The organism is Sphingomonas sp. LC-1, assembly GCF_025371035.1.
GTDB lineage: Bacteria > Pseudomonadota > Alphaproteobacteria > Sphingomonadales > Sphingomonadaceae > Sphingomonas > Sphingomonas sanguinis_E.
In genome coordinates this window covers 376850-395405 of record NZ_JANZXB010000002.1, presented here as the reverse complement: position 1 = coordinate 395405, position 18556 = coordinate 376850, and the positions used below count along the sequence as shown (strand labels likewise).

At 65.8% G+C, this 18556-nt stretch carries 21 protein-coding genes; 13 read left to right on the top strand and 8 right to left on the bottom strand.

Annotated elements, in window-relative coordinates; translation table 11 throughout:
* The first annotated feature begins 28 nt into the window (after window positions 1-28).
* The 4 genes from NZL82_RS04650 to NZL82_RS04635 all read left to right on the top strand — a co-directional run bounded on the left by NZL82_RS04650 (window position 29) and on the right by NZL82_RS04635 (window position 3790).
* The gene (locus tag NZL82_RS04650; RefSeq protein WP_261268593.1) at window positions 29-1111 is read left to right on the top strand and encodes a class I SAM-dependent methyltransferase; all 1083 of its coding nucleotides are present in this window, start codon (window positions 29-31) and stop codon (window positions 1109-1111) included.
* Window positions 1108-1617, top strand: coding sequence for a GNAT family N-acetyltransferase (locus NZL82_RS04645; protein ID WP_261268592.1), 510 nt, complete (start codon window positions 1108-1110; stop codon window positions 1615-1617). Before NZL82_RS04650 ends, NZL82_RS04645 begins: the two co-directional genes overlap by 4 nt.
* Window positions 1614-2378 carry a peptidoglycan editing factor PgeF gene (gene pgeF, locus NZL82_RS04640; protein ID WP_261268591.1) on the top strand — a complete coding sequence of 255 codons (765 nt, stop codon included), beginning with the start codon at window positions 1614-1616 and terminating at the stop codon, window positions 2376-2378. Before NZL82_RS04645 ends, pgeF begins: the two co-directional genes overlap by 4 nt.
* Before the next feature lie 80 nt (window positions 2379-2458).
* On the top strand, window positions 2459-3790 hold the full coding sequence (locus NZL82_RS04635) for a cystathionine gamma-synthase family protein (protein ID WP_261268590.1): 1332 nt from the start codon (window positions 2459-2461) through the stop codon (window positions 3788-3790).
* Window positions 3791-3823: 33 nt separating this feature from the next.
* Here the strand turns inward: NZL82_RS04635 and NZL82_RS04630 are convergent, their stop codons facing one another.
* Together NZL82_RS04630 and NZL82_RS04625 are read right to left on the bottom strand one after the other, a co-directional pair.
* Window positions 3824-4399, bottom strand: a complete 576-nt coding sequence (locus tag NZL82_RS04630; protein WP_261268589.1) for a TetR/AcrR family transcriptional regulator — start codon at window positions 4397-4399, stop codon at window positions 3824-3826.
* Window positions 4400-4401: 2 nt separating this feature from the next.
* Window positions 4402-4863: a nuclear transport factor 2 family protein gene (locus tag NZL82_RS04625; protein WP_261268588.1), complete on the bottom strand. Its 462-nt coding sequence runs from the start codon at window positions 4861-4863 to the stop codon at window positions 4402-4404.
* 248 nt (window positions 4864-5111) lie between these two features.
* Between NZL82_RS04625 and NZL82_RS04620 the strand changes: the two genes are divergently transcribed.
* Window positions 5112-5534, top strand: coding sequence for a globin family protein (locus NZL82_RS04620; RefSeq protein ID WP_261268587.1), 423 nt, complete (start codon window positions 5112-5114; stop codon window positions 5532-5534).
* Between the two features lie 149 nt (window positions 5535-5683).
* Window positions 5684-6331 carry a methyl-accepting chemotaxis protein gene (locus NZL82_RS04615; protein ID WP_261268586.1) on the top strand — a complete coding sequence of 216 codons (648 nt, stop codon included), beginning with the start codon at window positions 5684-5686 and terminating at the stop codon, window positions 6329-6331.
* A gap of 480 nt (window positions 6332-6811) precedes the next feature.
* On the opposite strand, the gene NZL82_RS19775 is transcribed toward NZL82_RS04615, so the two are convergent.
* Complete coding sequence (locus NZL82_RS19775) at window positions 6812-7666, bottom strand: cold-shock protein (protein ID WP_314732869.1); 855 nt, start codon at window positions 7664-7666, stop codon at window positions 6812-6814.
* A 298-nt stretch (window positions 7667-7964) separates the two neighbouring features.
* Between NZL82_RS19775 and NZL82_RS04600 the strand changes: the two genes are divergently transcribed.
* The 7 genes from NZL82_RS04600 (at window position 7965) to NZL82_RS04570 (ending at window position 13841) form a co-directional block, all read left to right on the top strand.
* Window positions 7965-8585, top strand: coding sequence for a ribonuclease D (locus NZL82_RS04600; protein ID WP_261268585.1), 621 nt, complete (start codon window positions 7965-7967; stop codon window positions 8583-8585).
* 28 nt (window positions 8586-8613) lie between these two features.
* A complete protein-coding gene (lptC, locus tag NZL82_RS04595) occupies window positions 8614-9240 on the top strand; it encodes an LPS export ABC transporter periplasmic protein LptC (RefSeq protein WP_261268584.1) in 627 nt (208 codons plus the stop codon).
* Window positions 9241-9258: 18 nt separating this feature from the next.
* Window positions 9259-9801, top strand: a complete 543-nt coding sequence (locus NZL82_RS04590; protein WP_261268583.1) for an LptA/OstA family protein — start codon at window positions 9259-9261, stop codon at window positions 9799-9801.
* A 60-nt stretch (window positions 9802-9861) separates the two neighbouring features.
* Window positions 9862-10662: an LPS export ABC transporter ATP-binding protein gene (lptB, locus tag NZL82_RS04585; RefSeq protein ID WP_261268582.1), complete on the top strand. Its 801-nt coding sequence runs from the start codon at window positions 9862-9864 to the stop codon at window positions 10660-10662.
* A gap of 66 nt (window positions 10663-10728) precedes the next feature.
* Entirely contained in the window at window positions 10729-12213 is a 1485-nt protein-coding gene (gene rpoN / locus NZL82_RS04580; protein ID WP_261268581.1) for an RNA polymerase factor sigma-54, read from the top strand.
* Between the two features lie 71 nt (window positions 12214-12284).
* Window positions 12285-12650 carry a hypothetical protein gene (locus NZL82_RS04575; protein WP_261268580.1) on the top strand — a complete coding sequence of 122 codons (366 nt, stop codon included), beginning with the start codon at window positions 12285-12287 and terminating at the stop codon, window positions 12648-12650.
* Window positions 12651-13340: 690 nt separating this feature from the next.
* Window positions 13341-13841, top strand: a complete 501-nt coding sequence (locus NZL82_RS04570; RefSeq protein ID WP_261268579.1) for a MucR family transcriptional regulator — start codon at window positions 13341-13343, stop codon at window positions 13839-13841.
* A 279-nt stretch (window positions 13842-14120) separates the two neighbouring features.
* Here the strand turns inward: NZL82_RS04570 and NZL82_RS04565 are convergent, their stop codons facing one another.
* The 5 genes from NZL82_RS04565 to NZL82_RS04545 form a co-directional block, all read right to left on the bottom strand.
* Window positions 14121-15011: a flagellar motor protein MotB gene (locus tag NZL82_RS04565; protein WP_261268578.1), complete on the bottom strand. Its 891-nt coding sequence runs from the start codon at window positions 15009-15011 to the stop codon at window positions 14121-14123.
* 3 nt (window positions 15012-15014) lie between these two features.
* Window positions 15015-15878, bottom strand: a complete 864-nt coding sequence (gene motA / locus NZL82_RS04560; protein WP_261268577.1) for a flagellar motor stator protein MotA — start codon at window positions 15876-15878, stop codon at window positions 15015-15017.
* A gap of 114 nt (window positions 15879-15992) precedes the next feature.
* Entirely contained in the window at window positions 15993-16883 is an 891-nt protein-coding gene (gene flgL, locus NZL82_RS04555) for a flagellar hook-associated protein FlgL (RefSeq protein ID WP_261268576.1), read from the bottom strand.
* 5 nt (window positions 16884-16888) lie between these two features.
* Window positions 16889-18232 carry a flagellar hook-associated protein FlgK gene (gene flgK, locus NZL82_RS04550; protein WP_261268575.1) on the bottom strand — a complete coding sequence of 448 codons (1344 nt, stop codon included), beginning with the start codon at window positions 18230-18232 and terminating at the stop codon, window positions 16889-16891.
* 15 nt (window positions 18233-18247) lie between these two features.
* Entirely contained in the window at window positions 18248-18556 is a 309-nt protein-coding gene (locus NZL82_RS04545; RefSeq protein WP_261268574.1) for a rod-binding protein, read from the bottom strand.

Genomic DNA, 18556 nt, shown 5'->3' with positions numbered 1-18556 from the left:
CGCGAGGTTCGGGGGGCAGAGCGGGGGCATGACGAACCCGCTGATCCCCCCCGCCGGTCACCAGCCCGCGCCAGAGGATGCGCTGCCCGAACGGCTGGCGCGCGCCATTGCGCTGGCCGGGCCGATCCCGGTGGCGCAGTTCATGGCCGCCGCCAATGCGCATTATTACGGCACCCGCGATCCGCTGGGCGCAGGTGGCGACTTCACCACCAGCCCCGAGATCAGCCAGATGTTCGGCGAACTGATCGGTCTGTGGTGCGCCGATCTGTGGGATCGGGCGGGACGGCCTGATATTCACTGGGTCGAACTGGGGCCCGGTCGCGGCACGCTGGCGGCGGATGCCCGGCGGGCCATGGCGAAGGCGGGGCTGACGCCGCCCATCCATTTCGTCGAGACCAGCGCCACCCTGCGCGCGGCGCAGGGCCAGCGGGTGAAGGACGCCCGGTGGCACGAAAGCGTCGAGACGCTGCCCACCGATCGCCCGCTCATCGTCGTCGCCAACGAGTTCTTCGATGCGCTGCCGATCCGGCAACTGGTACGGCGCGGCGATGGCTGGCACGAGCGGCTGGTCGCGGCGCAGGACCTGCTGTTCCTGCCGATCGCGGGGCCACCCGTGCCTGCCGAGGTCATTCCCGAACCGTTGCGCGAGGCGGAGGCCGGTTCGGTCCTTGAGGTTTCCCCCGCCAGCGTCGCGGTGATGCGGACCCTTGCCGCCCGGATCGCCGCACAGGGCGGGGCCGCACTGATCGTCGATTATGGCTATGAAGGCCCCGCCATCGCCGACACGTTGCAGGCAGTCCGGGGCCATGCCTATACCAACCCCTTCGACCGGCCCGGCGAGCAGGATCTGAGCGCGCATGTGGACTTCACGACGCTCGCCGCCGCCGCGCAGTCCGTCGGTCTCTCCGCGTTCGGCCCGGTGACGCAGCGCGATCTGCTCGGCGCGCTCGGCATCGACCAGCGGACTGCCAGCCTGGCTCGTGCGCATCCGGACCGTGCCGATGCGTTGCTCGCCGATCGCAACAGGCTGATGCAGGACATGGGTACGCTGTTCCGCGCGCTGGCGGTGACGCGCCCCGACTGGCCCGTCCCGGCGGGGTATGGCGAATGATCGTCTATCGCGACGCCGCGCCCGGCGATGGCGAGACGCTGGCCGCGATGGCGCGCGCCGCCTTCACCGACACCTTCGGGCATCTCTACCCGCCCGCCGATCTGAACGCCTTTCTCGACGAGGCTTTCGGGCCGGAGGGTTTGCCGAGCCAGATCGGCGACCCCGATTTCACCATCCGGCTGGCGGTCGAGGGGGATGCGATCATCGGCTTTGCCAAGATCGGCCCCGTGGGCTTTCCCGGCGAATGGCCGGCCGATGCGGTCGAACTCTATCAGTTGTACGTCGCGTCGAGCCATTTGGGGGCGGGCGTCGGCCCTGCGCTGATGGACTGGACGATCGCGACCGCACGGCAATGCGGGGCGAGCGCGCTGATCCTGTCGGTCTATGTCGACAACCACCGGGCCAAGGCCTTTTATGCACGCTACGGCTTTGTCGATATCGGCCGCTATGATTTCCCGGTGGGCGACACCATCGATGAGGACCGGATCATGAGATTGTCGCTATGAGCGTCGAAGCGCTGAACACCCCGCTGCTGAACGCGGTGCCGCACGCATTTCTCGGGCGGCGTGGCGGTGTGTCGGGGGGCATCCATGGCGGTCTGAACGTCGGGCTGGGATCCGAGGACGACGCGGACGCCGTCGCGGAAAACCGCCGCCGCGCGCGCGATGCGGTGCTGCCCGGTGGCCGCCTCATTACCTGCTATCAGATTCATTCGGCGGAGGCGGTGACGGTGCTGACCGTACCGGAGGACGATATCCGCCCGCATGGCGATGCGCTGGTGACCGATCGCCCGGGGCTGCTGCTCGGCATTCTGACCGCCGACTGCGCGCCGGTGCTGTTCGCCGACGCCCAGGCCGGGGTGATCGGGGCGGCGCATGCCGGATGGAAGGGGGCGTTTGGCGGCATCACCGATGCCACCCTGATCGCGATGGAAGCGCTCGGGGCGCAGCGCGACCGTATCGCGGCCGCCATCGGGCCGTGCATCGCGCGCGCCAGCTATGAGGTCGATGCCGCCTTCCTGCGCCGCTTCGTCGAACAGGCACCCGAGAATGAACGCTTCTTCGCCGATGGCACGCGGGCGGATCATTACCAGTTCGACCTTGAAGCCTATGTCGCCCACCGCCTCGCCGCCGCCGGGGTCGCACGCGTCGCCGCGCTGAGCGAGGACACCTATGCGCAGGAGGACCGATTCTTCAGCTTCCGCCGCGCCACCCATCGCGGCGAGCCCTCTTATGGTCGCCAGATTTCGCTGATCGGGCTGGCTTGAGCCTCGCCAAAGCCGTTTGCCACGCTATCCTTGGGGCATAGCCGCCGACAGAGCGGCCCTCTTGTCCCAAGGAGACCACCATGCCGACCGAATCCGATCTGACCGGCGTTCCGCCCCAGGGTCAGGCCCCGGCCGACCGCGCGAGCGATGCGACCAGCATCGGCGATCGCAAGCTGAAGCCATCGACGCTGATGATGGGTCATGGCTATGACCCGGTTCTGTCCGAAGGGTCGCTCAAGCCGCCGATCTTCCTGACCTCGACCTTCGTCTTCCCCAATGCGGCGGCGGGAAAGCGCCATTTCGAGGGCGTGACCGGCAAGCGTCCCGGCGGCGCCGATGGCCTGGTCTATTCGCGCTTCAACGGGCCGAACCAGGAGATTCTGGAGGATCGCCTCGCCATCTGGGACGAGGCGGAGGATGCGCTGACCTTCTCCAGCGGCATGGCGGCGATCGCGACCCTGTTCCTGTCGATGGTCCAGCCGGGCGACGTGATCGTCCATTCGGGCCCACTCTATGCCGCGACCGAGACGCTGATCGGCCGCATCCTGGGCCGGTTCGGGGTCAAGTGGCTCGACTTTCCCGCCGGGGCCACCCGCGAGGAAATCGACGGCGTGCTGGAAAAGGCCGCCGCGATCGGCCGGGTCGCGCTGATCTATCTGGAAAGCCCCGCCAATCCGACCAATGCGCTGGTCGATATCGAAGCAGTCTCGGCCGCGCGCGACGCGGCCTTCGCCGATGCCCCCGAAAAGCCCCCGATCGCGATCGACAACACGTTTCTCGGCCCGCTCTGGCAGCGTCCGCTCAAGCACGGGGCCGATCTCGTCGTCTATTCGCTGACCAAATATGCCGGCGGCCATTCCGATCTGGTCGCGGGCGGCGTGCTGGGGTCCAAGGCACACATCGCCACCATCCGTTCGATGCGCAACACGATCGGCACCATCTGCGACCCCAATACCGCCTGGATGCTGCTCCGTTCGCTGGAGACGCTGGAGCTGCGCATGAGCCGCGCGGGCGAGAATGCGGCCAAGGTCTGCGCTTACTTACGCGATCACCCCAAGGTCGAGCGGGTCGGCTATCTGGGCTTTCTGGAGGGAACGCCGGGCCTGGAGCGGCAGGCGGATATTTATCGCCGCCACTGCACCGGCGGCGGATCGACCTTCTCGCTCTACCTCAAGGGCGGCGAGGCCGAATCCTTTCGCTTCCTGGACGCGCTTCGCATCGCCAAGCTGGCGGTCAGCCTGGGCGGGACCGAAACGCTGGCCAGCCACCCGGCGGCGATGACCCATCTTTCCGTGCCCGACGAGCGCAAGGCGGCGCTGGGGATCACCGACAATCTGGTCCGCATCTCGATCGGGGTCGAGGATGCCGACGACCTGATCGCCGATTGCGAACAGGCGCTGGCGGCGATCTGACCGATGCGAGGGGGCGCGCTTCGGCCCGCCCCCTTATTCGGCCGCGGCGAGCGCGGTATAGAGCCGCGCGGTCAACCGCCCCAGCGTCGCGCGGAACAGACCGGCGTCGCCTAGCGCGCGCGACAGCAGGATCGCACCCTGGATGCCGCTGACCACATCCTGCGCCAGCACCGTGGCATGCCCCTCCGCCACGCCGCCGCGCACCAGCACCCCCTGCAACGCGGCGATCCAGCGTTGGAAATAGCCCGTAATCGGCGCGGCAAAGGGCTCACGCGTCGCACCCAGTCCCCAGGCCCCGATCAGGCAGGCGCGCTGCCCCGATTCGAAATAGCGATCCACCGCGACCATCATCGCATCGATTCCCGCGCGCGGCTCCGCCGCCTGCGCGAGCGGGGTGAAGATCGACTCCTCGAACCAGCGCGCGATATCGTCCAGCACGGCGGCGGCCATCTCGCGCTTTCCGCCGGGGAAGAAGTGATACAGGCTGCCCCGCCCCAGTCCCGTCGCGGTCCCGATCAGCGACAGGCTGGCCCCGGCATAGCCATATTCGCGAAATACCTCTGCCAGCCCCGGCAGCGCGTCCGCCCGCTCGGCGATCATCCGGGCCATGGCTACAGCCCCAGCTCGGTCAGCGACGGGTGTCCCTCAGGACGGGCCCCCAGCGGCCAGCGGAACAGGCGATCGGCCTCGCCGATGGGCAGGTCGTTGATCGAGGCGATCCGGCGCCGCATCCGGCCGTCCTCGGCAAAGTCCCAATTCTCATTGCCATAGGATCGAAACCACTGCCCATCCTCATCATGCCATTCATAGGCGAAGCGGACCGCGATCCGCGCCCCCTCTTGCGCCCATAATTCCTTGATGAGGCGATATTCCTGCTCCCGCGTCCATTTGCGGCGAAGAAAGGCGACGATCGCATCATGTCCGGTGATGAATTCGGCGCGGTTCCGCCACTGGCAGTCGGGCGTATAGGCCTGCACCACGCGCGCGGGGTCACGACTGTTCCAGGCATCTTCGGCCGCGCGGACCTTTTGCACGGCGGTGTCGGGCGTGAATGGTGGCAGCGGGGGACGCATATCCCTGACCCCTTTCGACATTGGCGACTGTGTATCGATCGGTACAGTGAGGATGGATCACGGGCAATGGGCATCTGCGCACGATGCCGGGAAAATATGGACGGCGATCGCCGCTGTCGGTCGCCGCGCGCTTCAAGGCCATGACATTGAAATCAATGGAACAGTGCAAATCGTTCCGCTTACTGTCACCGCTGACGATACATTAAATCATTAAGGTTTCTTTGGTACCCTTTCCTTAACCGCGCGCCATGCTTACCGCTCACCAGATCGACCTGATTCAGGACAGCTTCGCCGAAGTCCTTCCCATCACCGACGCGGCAGCCTCCGAATTCTATCGACGGCTTTTCCAGCTCGCCCCCGAAACCCGGCCGCTGTTCCGCAACGACATGGCGGAGCAGGGGCGCAAGCTGTTCCTGACCCTCGCCACGGTGGTGGACGCGTTGGACCGGCTGGATAGCATCATACCCGTGGCGCAGGAGCTTGCGCTCCGCCATGTCGGCTATGGCGCCAAGCCGCACCATTATCAGGCGGTCGGATCGGCCTTGATCGAGACGTTGCGGGGCGGTCTTGGCCCCGCATTCGACCATGAGACCGAAGCCGCCTGGGCCGCCGCCTATACCATCCTGGCCGATACCATGCTGGCGGCGACGCGCTCGAACCAGGCGGGATGACGGCCCCATCGCCGCCCGCCCGCGCGCCGAGCCTGGATTCGCATCTGAAAGGCATTGCGGGCCGACTGATCGATATTGCGGGCTGCGTCGCGTCGGAGGCGGAGGCGGCCACGGCGAGCGTCCGGGGCATGAGCAGCCAAGCCGCCCGCGTGGCGGCGCTGGCCGCCGATCTCGATTCGGCGGCGGGCTTGATGGCGGACGCGGTCCGGCAGCAGGGCGAGGCGCTGGCCATGGCCCGCAAGGCGTTGATCGCCAACAAGCCGATCGTCGGGGCGCTGGAACAGTCGGTCGACCGCGTCGCTTCGATCAGCGCCGCCATCGCGACGATCGCGCAGGAAAGCCGCATCCTGAGCCTGAACGCACGAATCGAGGCCGCCCGCGCCGGATCCGAGGGCAGCGCCTATGCCGTGGTGGCCGCCGAAATGTCGGTGCTGGCGACGCGCACGAAAGCGGCCACCGACGATATCGGCGCGAGCGCCCTGGCCATCGCCGATGACGTCGGTGCCACAGGAAAGGTCGTCGCCGCGTACGAAATGCTGGTGAGCGAGCAGGACGAACTGCTTGCCCGCTCGCTCAATCACGCGTCCGGTCAACGCAGCACCGCCCGCCAACTCGCGGCGATCACGGCGGAAGCGGCCGCCGCAACGGATCACGCCGCCTCGGCGATCGGTCGGGTGGGTGCCCATGCGGTGGCCGTCAAAGTGCTGGCGCGCCAGCTCGCCAAATTGGGCCGGAATGACGATCCCGCACGCGATACGCAGTCGGCTGAGGCTGCGGACAAGGCAATCGTGGTTTAGACCGAGTCGACGTCCACGCAGAGCGGCATCCTCTCGTCCCCAAGTGAAGGGATGCTACTCGTTTGGCAGATGGTTGGAGGTGTGCCCGGTGCTGCCTCTCCATCAGGCCTTCCGGTCTGCCAGCGTCCCTATGAGGAGAAGGCATGGCGTGGAAGTCGCTCGGCATGGAGCGTTTTGCGTCGCCGTGACGGCCTCGCGGACGTGGGTTCGCACGGCGCGGCGCTTTCGATCCCCGGCCATTTCGCGCGGCGGCCGCGATGCCCGGGCGTCGCTCTTCCTCGCACGTCGCCCCGAATCGCAATCACCCCTGCCGATGATTCAGACCTAGCGGGGCACGCTCCAGGCGTGGCGGCGGTCGGACGGTCCGGCGGGCCATCTCATGCGGTGCCCGACGCCTGACATACGAAAAGGCCCGGCGTCGCATCGCTGCAACGCCGGGCCCTGTCGCCCGAAAAGGGATGGCTTACTCAGACGAAGGGATCAGCCTTCGTTCTGCAGGTTCACGGCAGCGTACTTGCCGCGACGATCGACTTCGATCTCGAACTGCAGGCGGTCGCCTTCGTTCAGCGAACCCATGCCGGCACGCTCGACGGCCGAGATGTGGACGAACGCGTCAGGCTGGCCATCGTCGCGCTGAATGAAGCCGAAGCCCTTCATCGCGTTGAAGAACTTGACCGTGCCGGTCGCCTTCTCGCCGGTCAGCTGACGCTGGGGCGCGCCGCCGAAACCGCCGGCGCCTGCGCCGCCACGCGGACCACGATCGCGGTCGCCGCCGAAGCCGCCTTCACGCGGTTCGCGAGGCGCACGTTCCTGAACCGGGAGCGGCTCGCCCTCGATCTTCAGTTCGGTGGCCGAGATGCGACCGCCGCGATCGACCAGGGTGAAGCCGAGCGGCTGACCCTCGGCCAGACCGGTCAGGCCCGCCTGCTCGACGGCCGAGATGTGAACGAACACGTCTTCGCCGCCATCATCACGCACGACGAAGCCGAAACCCTTTTGCGCGTTGAAGAACTTGACGACACCGGTGCCTTCGCCAACGACCTGGGGGGGCATGCCGCCGCCGCCACGGCCGCCGCCGAAGCCGCCGCCACCACCGCCACGGAAACCGCCGCCACCGCCGCCGCCGAAGCCGCCGCGGTCACCACCGCCGAAGCCACCACGGTCGCCGCCGAAGCCGCCGCCACCGAAACGGTCGCCGCCGCCGAAGCCGCCACCACCGAAGCGGTCACCGCCACCGAAGCCGCCGCCACCGAAATCGTCGCTACCGCCGAAATTGTCCCGCTTGTCGCGACCACGCGTGCCGCGGTTGCCTCGGCTACCTCTATCGAAACCCATAAGCCCTGTTCGTCTTCCCGGTTCGCCCGCAAATGCTATCCTCAAGAACCGTGCGCCGGACGAAGAGCGCGGGTCTTTCGGCGCCAAACCTTTTGCGCCTAGTTGCCAGTCATAACGCAGATGCCGACACATCGCGAACGAAATCGTGCGAGCCCGTCTCGGTTTGGCGCGAACGAGGCAGATTGCGTCGGAATTGTGGCCGAAACTCCACAACATCGGTAAAACCCGGATGCACGACAGCCCCCAAGTCCGTCGATCGCGGTTGAGGCTTGGGGGATCGCCCGCTAGGGCAGAGCATATGACCGTTCATCTGCACGAAGAAGACATTCCCGCCGACCTGTTCGCGCCCGGAGCCTCGATCGCCGTCGATACCGAGACGATGGGCCTGATCACCCCGCGCGATCGGCTCTGCGTCGTCCAGCTGTCCGATGGCGGACCGGACGAGCATCTCGTCCGCTTCGGGCCCGACAGCGACTATGCTGCGCCCCATCTGCGCGCGCTGCTCGCCGATCCGGCCCGGTTGAAGCTCTATCATTTCGGGCGGTTCGATATTGCCGCGATTCGCCATTATCTGGGCGTCGTCGCCGGGCCCGTCTATTGCACCAAGATCGCCTCGCGCCTGATCCGCACCTATACGGACCGCCATGGCCTGAAGGAGCTGGTGCGCGAGTTGCTCGGCGTCGAGCTGTCCAAGGCGCAGCAATCCTCGGACTGGGGCGCGCCCGAACTGTCCGACGCGCAGCGCGAATATGCCGCATCCGACGTGCGCTATCTGCACCGGATGAAGGTGGAACTGGACAAGCGCCTCCTGCGCGAAGGGCGGATGGAACTGGCCCAGGCCTGTTTCAATTTCCTTCCCGCGCGGGCCGAACTGGACCTCGCCGGCTGGCCCGAGGTCGATATCTTCGCCCACGCCTGATCCGCGGCTCGCAGGGAGAGGCACCAGCATGTCCGAAATCGCCGACCGCGTCCGCACCCAGCGCCAGCACTGGGCCGCGCCGGGCAGCCGCCACGACCGGTTCGTGACGCTGGCCCGCTGGATGCTGCCCAGCGCGATCGGCGTGCTGACCGCCTTTCTGGTGATGGCGCCGGTCTATTCGTCGAGCGAAGTGTCCTTCGTGCTCGACAAGAAGAAGGTCGAGGTCGCCAAGGAGCGGCTGAAGATCCAGGCGGCGCAGTATCGCGGTGTCGACGACAAGGGGCAGCCCTTCTCGCTCGATGCCGGTTCGGCGATCCAGCGCAGCTCGGCCGAGCCGGTGGTGCAGCTCAACAATCTGGCCGCCGCGATCCGGCTGTCCGACGGTCCCGCCACGGTCAGCGCCAATTCGGGCCGCTACGACATGCGCACCGAACAGGTGAAGCTGGACGGGCCGCTCGACTTCAAATCGGCGGGCGGATACGATCTTCAGACGCATGACGCGACCGTCGATCTTCAGCAGCGAACGCTGGAATCGGGCGGTGCGGTGACGGGCCGCGTGCCGCAAGGGACGTTCAGCGCGAACAAGCTGCGTGCCAATCTGGAGGATCGCACCGTCCGGCTGGAAGGCAACGCCCGCTTGCGCATCGTGCCGTAAAGACCGAAATAGCCGCCCATGCACAAGCTTTTCGCCGCGACGGCCCCGGCCCTACTCGTTCTCGCTGCCTCCGCCGCGGCGCAGACCCGGCATGACAGCCGTGCGCCCGTCGATTTCGGCGCGGACGTCATCGAGTTGCAGGACAAGGCGAATCGCGGCGTCCTGTCGGGCAATGTCGTGCTGCGCCAGGCGGAGATGACGCTGACGGCCGCGCGGATGGTCATCCATTATACGGGGCAGGTGATCGGCGGAAAGCCGCAGGTGTCGCGGTTCGAGGCGTCGGGCAATGTCGTCGTCAAGCGCCCCAACCAGACCGCACGCGCCAATTACGGCATCTATGACCTGAACCGCCGGGTCATCACCATGCTGGGCAATGTCACGCTGACCCAGGACGGCAACACCGTGAATGGCGGGCGCCTGACGCTGAACCTCGATACCGGTCGCGCGGTGATCGACGGATCGTCGGTGGCGGGTGGCGCATCGTCGGGCAATGGCGGTACGGTGAGCCGCGCTCCATCGGGCCGGGTCACGGGCACCTTCTCGGTTCCCGATCGCAACTGAGGCGTGACGCGCGGGGGCGGCCCGCGCTAACGTCGCATCAGGTAAGGAAAGAACGGGCCGATGGACATGGAAACCCCGATTCGCGAGGCAGATCAGCGCTCGGGCCATCGCACCAGCCCCGTGTCGGAGCCGCCGGTCTCCAACGGCCTGCAGGTCGTGTCCATCGCCAAGAGCTATGACAAGCGCACCGTCCTGACCGATGTGTCGGTGTCGGTCGGGCGCGGCGAGGTGATCGGCCTGCTCGGCCCCAATGGCGCGGGCAAGACGACCTGCTTTTATTCGGTCATGGGACTGGTGAAACCCGATTCGGGTCGCATCATGCTCGATGGCGAGGATATTACGGGGCTTCCCATGTATCGCCGCGCGATCCTGGGCCTGGGCTATCTGCCGCAGGAAACCTCGATCTTTCGCGGACTGTCGATCGAGAAGAATATCCTGACCGTGCTGGAACTGGCCGAGCCCGATCCTGCGGAACGCGCGCGCAAGCTGGACAAGCTGCTGGAGGAATTCGGGCTGACCCGGCTGCGCACGGCACCGGCCATGGCGCTGTCGGGGGGCGAGCGTCGCCGGGCGGAGATCGCGCGCGCGCTGGCCGCCGATCCGTCGATCATGCTGCTCGACGAGCCCTTTGCGGGCATCGACCCGATCTCGATCGCCGACATTCGCGATCTGGTGAAGGATCTGAAGCGGCGTGACATCGGCGTTCTGATCACCGACCATAATGTCCGCGAGACGCTCGACATCGTCGATCGCGCTTACATCATCTATGACGGTCGCGTGCTGTTCTCGGGATCGCCCGAGGAACTGGTCGCCGACGCCAATGTCCGTCGCCTTTATCTGGGCGAGGGCTTTTCGCTCTGATCCGATGACCGCGCGCCGCCGATCCATTCCCCTCGATGGTCCCGGCGCGAACCGGCGGGCGGCGGCATGAGCCTGTCCCCCCGGCTGGACATTCGCCAGTCCCAATCGCTGGTGATGACGCCGCAGTTGCAGCAGGCGATCAAGCTGCTGGCGCTGTCCAATCTGGAGATCGAGGCGTTCATCGCGGAGGAGGTGGAGAAGAACCCCCTGCTCGACGCGACCGCCGTCCGAGAGGTGGCCACCCCCGAGCGCCCCGAGCGCGACGCCCCGGCCGGCGCGGACGAGCTGGTCACCGGCACCGCTCCGCCCGAGGATCGCGGGCTCGACCTGGACTATGCGACCGAGAGCCATCAGCAGGACAGCATCGCCGATGGCGGCACCGGCCGCGACGGCGCATTGTCGCTGAACGGCGGGACGGGCAGCGGCGGGCTTGGCGGCGAGGATGGCCCCGACTGGGACGCGCTGCCCGACGACGCGCCTCATCTGGCCGAACATCTGGGGGCGCAGGTCGCGCTGATCCTGTCGGGGGTGGAACTGACCATCGCCGCGCACATCATCGATCAACTGGACGAGGCGGGCTATCTGACCGTGCCCCTGGCCGAGATCGCCGAGCGTCTGGGCGTGCCGCTGCCCCAGGTCGAATCGGTCCTGACGGTCATACAGAGCCTGGAGCCCACCGGCGTCGGTGCGCGCGATCTGGCCGAATGCCTGGCGCTCCAAGCCAAGGAGGTCGATCGCTACGACCCCTGCATGGCGCGGCTGATCGCCAATCTCGACCTGCTGGCACGCGGCGACCTCGCCCGGTTGAAGCGGCTGTGCGGCGTCGATGACGAGGATATGGCGGACATGATCCGCGAGCTTCGCGGTTATGATCCCAAGCCCGGCTGCCGCTATGGCGGAGAACCGACCCAGGCGGTGGTGCCCGACCTGTTCGTCACGCGGATCAGGAATGGCTGGGGCATAGAGCTGAACACCGCCACCCTGCCCCGTGTGCTGGTCAACCGCCGCTATTATCAGGAGCTGCGCCACGGGCCGCAGGACAAGGGGTCGAAGGCGTGGCTGGCCGATTGCTTGGCCAGCGCCAACTGGCTGATGAAGGCGCTCGACCAGCGTCAGCGGACGATCATTAGGGTGGCGACCGAAATCGTGAAGCAGCAGGAGGCGTTCTTCCTCCACGGCGTCGCGCATCTGAAGCCGCTGACCCTGGCTCGGGTGGCGGAAGCGATCGGGATGCACGAATCGACGGTCAGCCGCGTGACGAGCAACAAGTATCTCAGCTGCGCGCGCGGGCTGTACGAGTTGAAATATTTCTTCACGAGCGGAATCGCGGCGGCGGATGGTGGCGATGCGGTATCGGCGGAGGCGGTGAAGAGCGCGATCCGGGCATTGATCGCTGGCGAAGGCGCCAAGATCCTGTCCGACGACACGCTCGTCGAACTGCTTCAGGCCAAAGGCTTCGACATCGCGCGGCGGACCGTCGCCAAATATCGCGAGTCGCTGGGGATCGGCAGTTCGGTCCAGCGGCGTCGCGCGCGCGCACTGAACGGCTGACCGCGCCCGCATCTTGTCGCACGACCCCAGTGTATTATATCAAAGATACACCAGATCCGGAGTATCCCGCGATGGGCAAGAAAAAGCACAAGAAGAAGCAGAAAAAGGCGGCGCAGGCCGAACAGGCCGCATCGGCTGCCCCCTCGCCGCTGCACCGCATGGGGCAAGCGTTGCTCGATCAGGCGCGCAGCCCGATGGGGCGACAGCTGATCGCCTCCGGCCTGGTCGTCGCCGCTGCGGCTCTGGCGCGAGAGACCACCCGATCGACACCGGACGACGCTGCACGGGCCGAGACGGAGGGTGAAGCGAAAGACGGGCTGCCGCGCGACCCCGCCCGATCGCACCCGGCAGCCTCCGAGGCGGCTGCGCTTGCCGGACTGGCGCTGTCAGCGCTCGACCAGTTCATTCGCCGCAAGACGCCCGAGGACAAGGCCTAGATCGAACCGTCACGATTGCCTAGCCGCCGCCATCCCCCCGGCCACGGGGGATGGCAGGAATGTGCGCTTGGAAACTTATCGACCGGTAAGAGAAGCGACAGCGGTAAACGGGGGGAGCGACCCTATCGCCCAACCCCCGGCACCGACGCGCGATGCCGGTCTTTCCGGCGGCTTCCACTCCTGCTTATCTTATTATGATGCGCGGCGATGCGGCAGCCTAGGCCGACCCGCGTCAGAAGCATAGCAAAAAAAAGGCTGGTCCGAGGACCAGCCGTGAAAGTTTTTAGGAGAGGATGCCTGAAAGGCCCGTCCTCTTTGGCCGAGAATCGCGATTAACACAAATGCAAGCTCATCAATTTTACTTGCAATTTATGCATTCGCATATGCGTCCCTTGGTTTCTTGCGGCAGATCAATAATTTTCCGCTCTTCCGGGGTGCCGCGTGAAATGCCGTCCATCGACCCGCTAACATAGAGCATGACTGACAAGAACATGTTGAAACACTGTGGCGTTTATAGCCTTCGAATGCCCAGGCTTTACTCCCGGTTGTGCAGCGCTCCCATCATGTGAAAATTCTTTCAGAACGAAAAACTACCGTTGATTGTGGCTGTTTTTGGACAAATGGAGCAATCTATAGGTTGACGTCCCGTTATTGACGGTTAGGTCAAGCTGAAAATAACAGGAGCGTATCATGGCCGACGAACCTATCGATGTGAATGCCGTAGAACTGGCGACCGAATTGACGATCGCGTGGCTCGGAAATCCGAATACCCGCACGTCTTCTGAAGAGGTTCCGGCGTTCCTGAACAAGATGCACGAAACCGTGTCTTCGCTTCTGGGCAGCGCGCCGCAGACGGCCGATGTCGAATCGCCCGCCGAGTATGTTCCGGCGGTTTCGGTTCGCAAGTCGCTGGCGTCGAAGGATCACATCGTCTCGATGATCGACGGCAAGCCCTACAAGACCTTGCGTCGTCATCTCGCGACCCATGGCCTGACGCCGGAAGAGTATCGCGAACGTTATGGCCTGAAGCCCGATTATCCGATGGTCGCCGAAAGCTATTCGGAAAGCCGTCGCGCCATGGCCAAGAAGATCGGCCTGGGCCGCAAGCCCGGCGCTCGCAACGCCGCCGGTGCCGCGCCCGCGCCCGCGCGCAAGCCGCGCAAGGGTGAAAGCGCCGCCGACGCCGAATAAGATCGCCGCGATCCTCCCATCGCGCGGACGGCCCGTTCGATCGATGTCACTCATCTCCCGGAGTGGCATCGGTCGGGCGGGCCGTTTTCGTTGAGCCGAAAGGCGCGGCCGGCACGCCCTTTCCCGCCTATGCTGCCCTTTGCGGCTATCGAGCGCGCAGGCTCCTGCCACCGAGCATCCCGTGCATGGTCCTGCGTTTGCAACTCGGAGGCCTGCACCCCGGTCCACAAGGATTCGGGTGCCCAACTCGGCGCCCGCCAGACGGCGGTGGAGCGCTCCTTACTGCCCGAAACTTCCCTTGCGATAGAGCAGCGTGATCGCGACACGGCGGTTGCGCGGGTCGGACGGATTGTCGGTGATGATCGGCTCGCGATCGGCGACGCCCTCGATCCGCTCGAAGCGCGACTCGGGGATGCCTCCGGCGGCCAGGCGGCGTCGGGTCGACTCGGCGCGGCTGGACGACAGCATCCAGTTGTTCATCGCACGCGGATCGCCATAGCTCACCGCATCGGTATGCCCGCGGATCATGATCGTGTTGGGCAGGTCGGAAATCGACTTGGCGATGGTGCCGATCAAGGTCGACGCCTCGGGCTCCAACTGGGTCGTGCCGCTGGCGAACATCGAATAATCGGCATTGTCGACCAGATCGATGCGCAGCCCGTCCTGGGTCGGTATGAAGCGGACCTGTCGCGCCAGCTTCTTGAGGCCGGGCGTCGATTCCATCTTCTGCTGCACCGCCTTTTGCAGTTCGGCGAAGCTCTTGCGATCCTGCGCCATCGCATTGGGATTGCGCAGCGACCCCTTGGGGCCGGTACCGACCTGCTCGCCGCCCTCGCCCGAGACCTTGGGCACGATCAGCTGCACCAGGCCGGAGGAGCCGCTCTGTCGCTCGCCCGCCCCCGGTCCGCCCGACAGGACGCCGCCGCCGATCCCCATCGAACGGGTGTCGAGCAGCGTCGGCGCGAAATAATCGGCAATGCCCTTGCGCTGCTTTTCGGTCGTCGCGCCCAACAGCCAGAGCAGCAGGAAGAAAGCCATCATCGCGGTCACGAAGTCGGCATAGGCCACCTTCCACGCGCCGCCATGATGCCCGCCATGACCATCCGCGATGATCTTCTTGACGATGACGATCTTGGGCGGCTCGTTCTTGCCGTGCGGTGCGCGCGCCATGGCTTACTTGCCCCGCAGACCGTCGAACACCTCGGCGAAACCGGGCTGGTCCTTGTGCTTGATGCCCGAGCGCGCGGCTTCGATGACCAAAGGCTGGGGATGGCCGTGGAGCGAGGCGATGATGATCTGCTTGACCACGTGATAGATGGCGGCGTCGGCGTCGATCACCTGCTTCAACCGGCCCGCAAACGGGTTGACGATGCCATAGGCGAGCAACACGCCCATGAAGGTGCCGACGAGCGCCGAGCCGATCATCCCGCCCAGCACGCTCGGCGGCTTGTCGATCGAGCCCATGGTCTTCACGATGCCGAGCACGGCGGCGACGATGCCCAGGGCGGGCAGCGAGTCGGCCAAACTCTGCAACGTGCCCTGCGGCCCTTCGACCTCGTGATGATGGGTCTTGATCGCGTTATCCATGACCTCCTCGACCGCATGCACGTCGAGCGTACCCGACGACACCACGACCAGGCGCAGCGTGTCCGCGATCAGGTTGACCAGCGTATGGTCGGCGGCCAGGCGGGGATATTCGGCGAAGACCGAGGAGGACTTGGGGTCCTCGACATGCGGTTCCAGCGCGATCGGGCCCTCGGTGCGCAGCATCTTCATCAGCTTGGAGACGAGGAAGATGACGTCGAGATAATCCTGCTTCTTGTATTTGGGCCCCTTGAAGATCTTGCCCATCGCGCCGCCCAGCGCCTTCAGCTCGGCGCCGGAGTTGCCGATGACGAGCGCACCGACGGCCGCACCGCCGATGATGAGCATTTCATGGGGAATCGCCTCGAACACGGGCCCCAGCGCGCCGCCAGTGATGGCGAAGCCGCCGAAGACCATGCCGAGCAGAATGACAAGGCCGATGGCAGGAAACATGGTGAACCGATTCTCCAGCAGGGACCGGCACGGAGGCCGTCAGATGTCTGAATTAACCGGATTTGGTCACCATAGGGTTACCGCGCGGAAAAGGAGGCGCGGACCCCATGGCGATTATTTCAGATAATCGAACAGCGACAGGCCCGACAGCTTCGTAAAGCTGGCCTGGGTCGCCTGAAGCACGGTCATGGTCTGTTGCAACTGCGCGATATTGGTCGCGATGTCGACATCTTCGACGCTCGAGCGAAGCGTGGCGCGATCGGTGCTGGCGGTCTGCAGCATCGTCTCTTGCAGTTCGACCCGCGTGCCCCGCGCACCGACCGAGGCCTGCACCGCGCCGACATTGTCGTTGGCCGCGTTCAACTGGTCGATCGCGCTGCTGATCGTGGAGGTGGCGCTGCCCGGCGTCTTGAGCGCGGTGATCAGGTTATTCAGCACCGTGAAGGTGTCGGTGCTGCCCGACTTGAAGACGCGCTCGGCCCCGACCGTGATCTCGACCGACTGATCGCTGTCGATCGGTATCGCCGACGTCTTGGGGTCGGCATAGCTGTAGCTGCCGTTGGACACCTGAACGGGATTGGTGCCGTCGACCGTGCCGAACAAGGGCTGGCCGCGCATGTCGCGCGTATTGCCCAGCGTCACGAGCTGGTCGCGAATGGCGGTCAACTGATCGCCGATCACCGAACGGTCATAGTCGCTGAGCGTGCCGTTGGCCGCCTTGGTCGCCAGTTCGATGGCATTCTGCAACTGGCCGGCGATCGAGCCCAGCGTGGTATCGACCTGCTGGAGCACCGATTTGGCGACCGATACATTGCTCTTATACACCTCGGCATCGGCGTCGGCGCGGTTGAGCTGCGCGACCTGTGCCGAGGCGGCGGCATCGTCGGACGGCTTGAGCAGTTTCTTGCCCGTCGCGTTCTGCGTCATCAGCTCGTTGGCCTTGCTTTGCAGGGCCGTCATGCGACGCGTGGCGCTTTCATACAGGGTGGAGGTCGAAATCTGCATCGCCGTCACCGAATCTCAAGAATGGATTGAAGGGTCTCGCGCGCGACCTGGATGACGCGGCTCGACGCGGAATAGGCCTGTTGGAAACGCATCAGCGACACCGCCTCATCGTCCAGAGTGACGCCGGTCGCGCCGGTCAGGGCGGCATTGGCCCCGTCGCGGATCGCGGTCTGCGCATCCGCGATCGTCTGACGCTGTTTGAGCGCGGAGGCGTTTTCGGTGATGATCTGGGTGACGCGGGTTTCGAACTGGCCGCTGTTGCGCGCCGATTCCAGCGCAGAAAGATTGTCGGTATTGCGCGGTCCCTGACCGACGCCTGCCGCCGCGATCTTCGAGGCATCGGTCAGCGCGACCGTCATCGATGCGGTGCCTGAGGTCAGGCTGAACATGGCCGTGCCGGTCGCGCCATCGGCATCCTGCCCCTGACGCTGGATCGCGTTGACCGTGTCGGTGAAATCCTTGGCGACCGCGTTGAAACTGTCGCGCATCGTCGCGATTCGCTCCGCCCCGTCGACCAGGCCGCCCAGCGTGCCCCCGGCCGGCACCACCTCGGTCGCCTTGCCCAGCGAAACGACCGTGAAGCTGATCCCCCCGCCGCTCTTCCGCGAATAGCTGACCGAACCGAGCGAATCGGGCGAGGCGAGGACCGGCCCGGCGCGATCACCCATCCGCACCGTCGCCCGGCCCAGTTCGTCGGTGGTCACGCTGATGTCGGACAGGGCGCTCATCTGCGACAGCAACTGATCGCGCTGATCGGCAAGCTGGGCAGCGGCAGAGGTGCCCGCCTGGGTCCGGCTCAGGCCGTCATTGACCTTGGTGAGCGAGAGCGCGAGCGAAGACAGCCCACGCGCCGCATCGCGTGCCTGACCGTCGAAATCGGCCTGCATCGAATCGAACGCCTTGTCGGTCGCGGTAAACGCGAAAGCCGCCGAATTGGCGGCTTCCAGCATCGTGGTACGCAGTGCGGACGAGGTCGGGTCCGCCGCCAGGGCGCGCGAGGCGGTAAAGAATGATGTCAGGCGACTGGAAACCTCGTCCCCGGTCATCACGTCCTGGATACGGCTGAGCCAGACTCCACCCGCTTCGGTCCGCTTCAGGTCGGAGGTCGCGGATCGCACCGTCGCCGAGGCATAGGCGTCGCTTGCGCGGACGATGCCGGTGACGGTCACGCCCGCCCCACCCGACAATCTGTTGGCGGTCAATCCACCAGCGGACGCGACCTCGCTCAACCCGGCCGAACGACGCGAATAGCCGTCCGTGCCGGTGTTGGCGATATTCTCGCCAACCGCCGTCAACGCGGTCTGATACGCGCGGACGCCAGAAGCGCCGATGGAGAGCAGATCGCCCATGCGACTCGGACTACGTTATCCGTGGTTAAGATCGGGTTTCGATTTGGCGAGGAAGCTGGTCACCGCCTTGCCGATCCCCATCGGGGCATGGGCGGCCATGGTCTGTGCCACCTGCTGGTCCTGCATGTCGCGGAAGGTGTCGAGCGCCTTGGACTCGAACAGCGTGTCGCCCAGCTTGGTCTGGCGCATCGCCTTCAGCATCATGCCGTTGAAGATCGCCTCGAACTGGGTACCCGCCTTGTCCAGATTGGCGCCATTGGCCAGCCGTTTGGTATCGGTGGAAACCGTCCCCGTAATGGGCGAGGTCGATGGGATGGATGACAT

Bases quoted from the DNA above. Each gene is read 5' to 3' on its own strand.
- NZL82_RS04650 (WP_261268593.1), top strand. From the start codon at position 29: ATGACGAACCCGCTGATCCCCCCCGCCGGTCACCAGCCCGCGCCAGAG.
- NZL82_RS04645 (WP_261268592.1), top strand. From the start codon at position 1,108: ATGATCGTCTATCGCGACGCCGCGCCCGGCGATGGCGAGACGCTGGCC.
- pgeF (WP_261268591.1), top strand. From the start codon at position 1,614: ATGAGCGTCGAAGCGCTGAACACCCCGCTGCTGAACGCGGTGCCGCAC.
- NZL82_RS04635 (WP_261268590.1), top strand. From the start codon at position 2,459: ATGCCGACCGAATCCGATCTGACCGGCGTTCCGCCCCAGGGTCAGGCC.
- NZL82_RS04630 (WP_261268589.1), bottom strand. From the start codon at position 4,399: ATGGCCCGGATGATCGCCGAGCGGGCGGACGCGCTGCCGGGGCTGGCA.
- NZL82_RS04625 (WP_261268588.1), bottom strand. From the start codon at position 4,863: ATGCGTCCCCCGCTGCCACCATTCACGCCCGACACCGCCGTGCAAAAG.
- NZL82_RS04620 (WP_261268587.1), top strand. From the start codon at position 5,112: ATGCTTACCGCTCACCAGATCGACCTGATTCAGGACAGCTTCGCCGAA.
- NZL82_RS19775 (WP_314732869.1), bottom strand. From the start codon at position 7,666: ATGGGTTTCGATAGAGGTAGCCGAGGCAACCGCGGCACGCGTGGTCGC.
- NZL82_RS04600 (WP_261268585.1), top strand. From the start codon at position 7,965: ATGACCGTTCATCTGCACGAAGAAGACATTCCCGCCGACCTGTTCGCG.
- lptC (WP_261268584.1), top strand. From the start codon at position 8,614: ATGTCCGAAATCGCCGACCGCGTCCGCACCCAGCGCCAGCACTGGGCC.
- NZL82_RS04590 (WP_261268583.1), top strand. From the start codon at position 9,259: ATGCACAAGCTTTTCGCCGCGACGGCCCCGGCCCTACTCGTTCTCGCT.
- lptB (WP_261268582.1), top strand. From the start codon at position 9,862: ATGGACATGGAAACCCCGATTCGCGAGGCAGATCAGCGCTCGGGCCAT.
- rpoN (WP_261268581.1), top strand. From the start codon at position 10,729: ATGAGCCTGTCCCCCCGGCTGGACATTCGCCAGTCCCAATCGCTGGTG.
- NZL82_RS04575 (WP_261268580.1), top strand. From the start codon at position 12,285: ATGGGCAAGAAAAAGCACAAGAAGAAGCAGAAAAAGGCGGCGCAGGCC.
- NZL82_RS04570 (WP_261268579.1), top strand. From the start codon at position 13,341: ATGGCCGACGAACCTATCGATGTGAATGCCGTAGAACTGGCGACCGAA.
- NZL82_RS04565 (WP_261268578.1), bottom strand. From the start codon at position 15,011: ATGGCGCGCGCACCGCACGGCAAGAACGAGCCGCCCAAGATCGTCATC.
- motA (WP_261268577.1), bottom strand. From the start codon at position 15,878: ATGTTTCCTGCCATCGGCCTTGTCATTCTGCTCGGCATGGTCTTCGGC.
- flgL (WP_261268576.1), bottom strand. From the start codon at position 16,883: ATGCAGATTTCGACCTCCACCCTGTATGAAAGCGCCACGCGTCGCATG.
- flgK (WP_261268575.1), bottom strand. From the start codon at position 18,232: ATGGGCGATCTGCTCTCCATCGGCGCTTCTGGCGTCCGCGCGTATCAG.
- NZL82_RS04545 (WP_261268574.1), bottom strand. From the start codon at position 18,556: ATGTCATCCATCCCATCGACCTCGCCCATTACGGGGACGGTTTCCACC.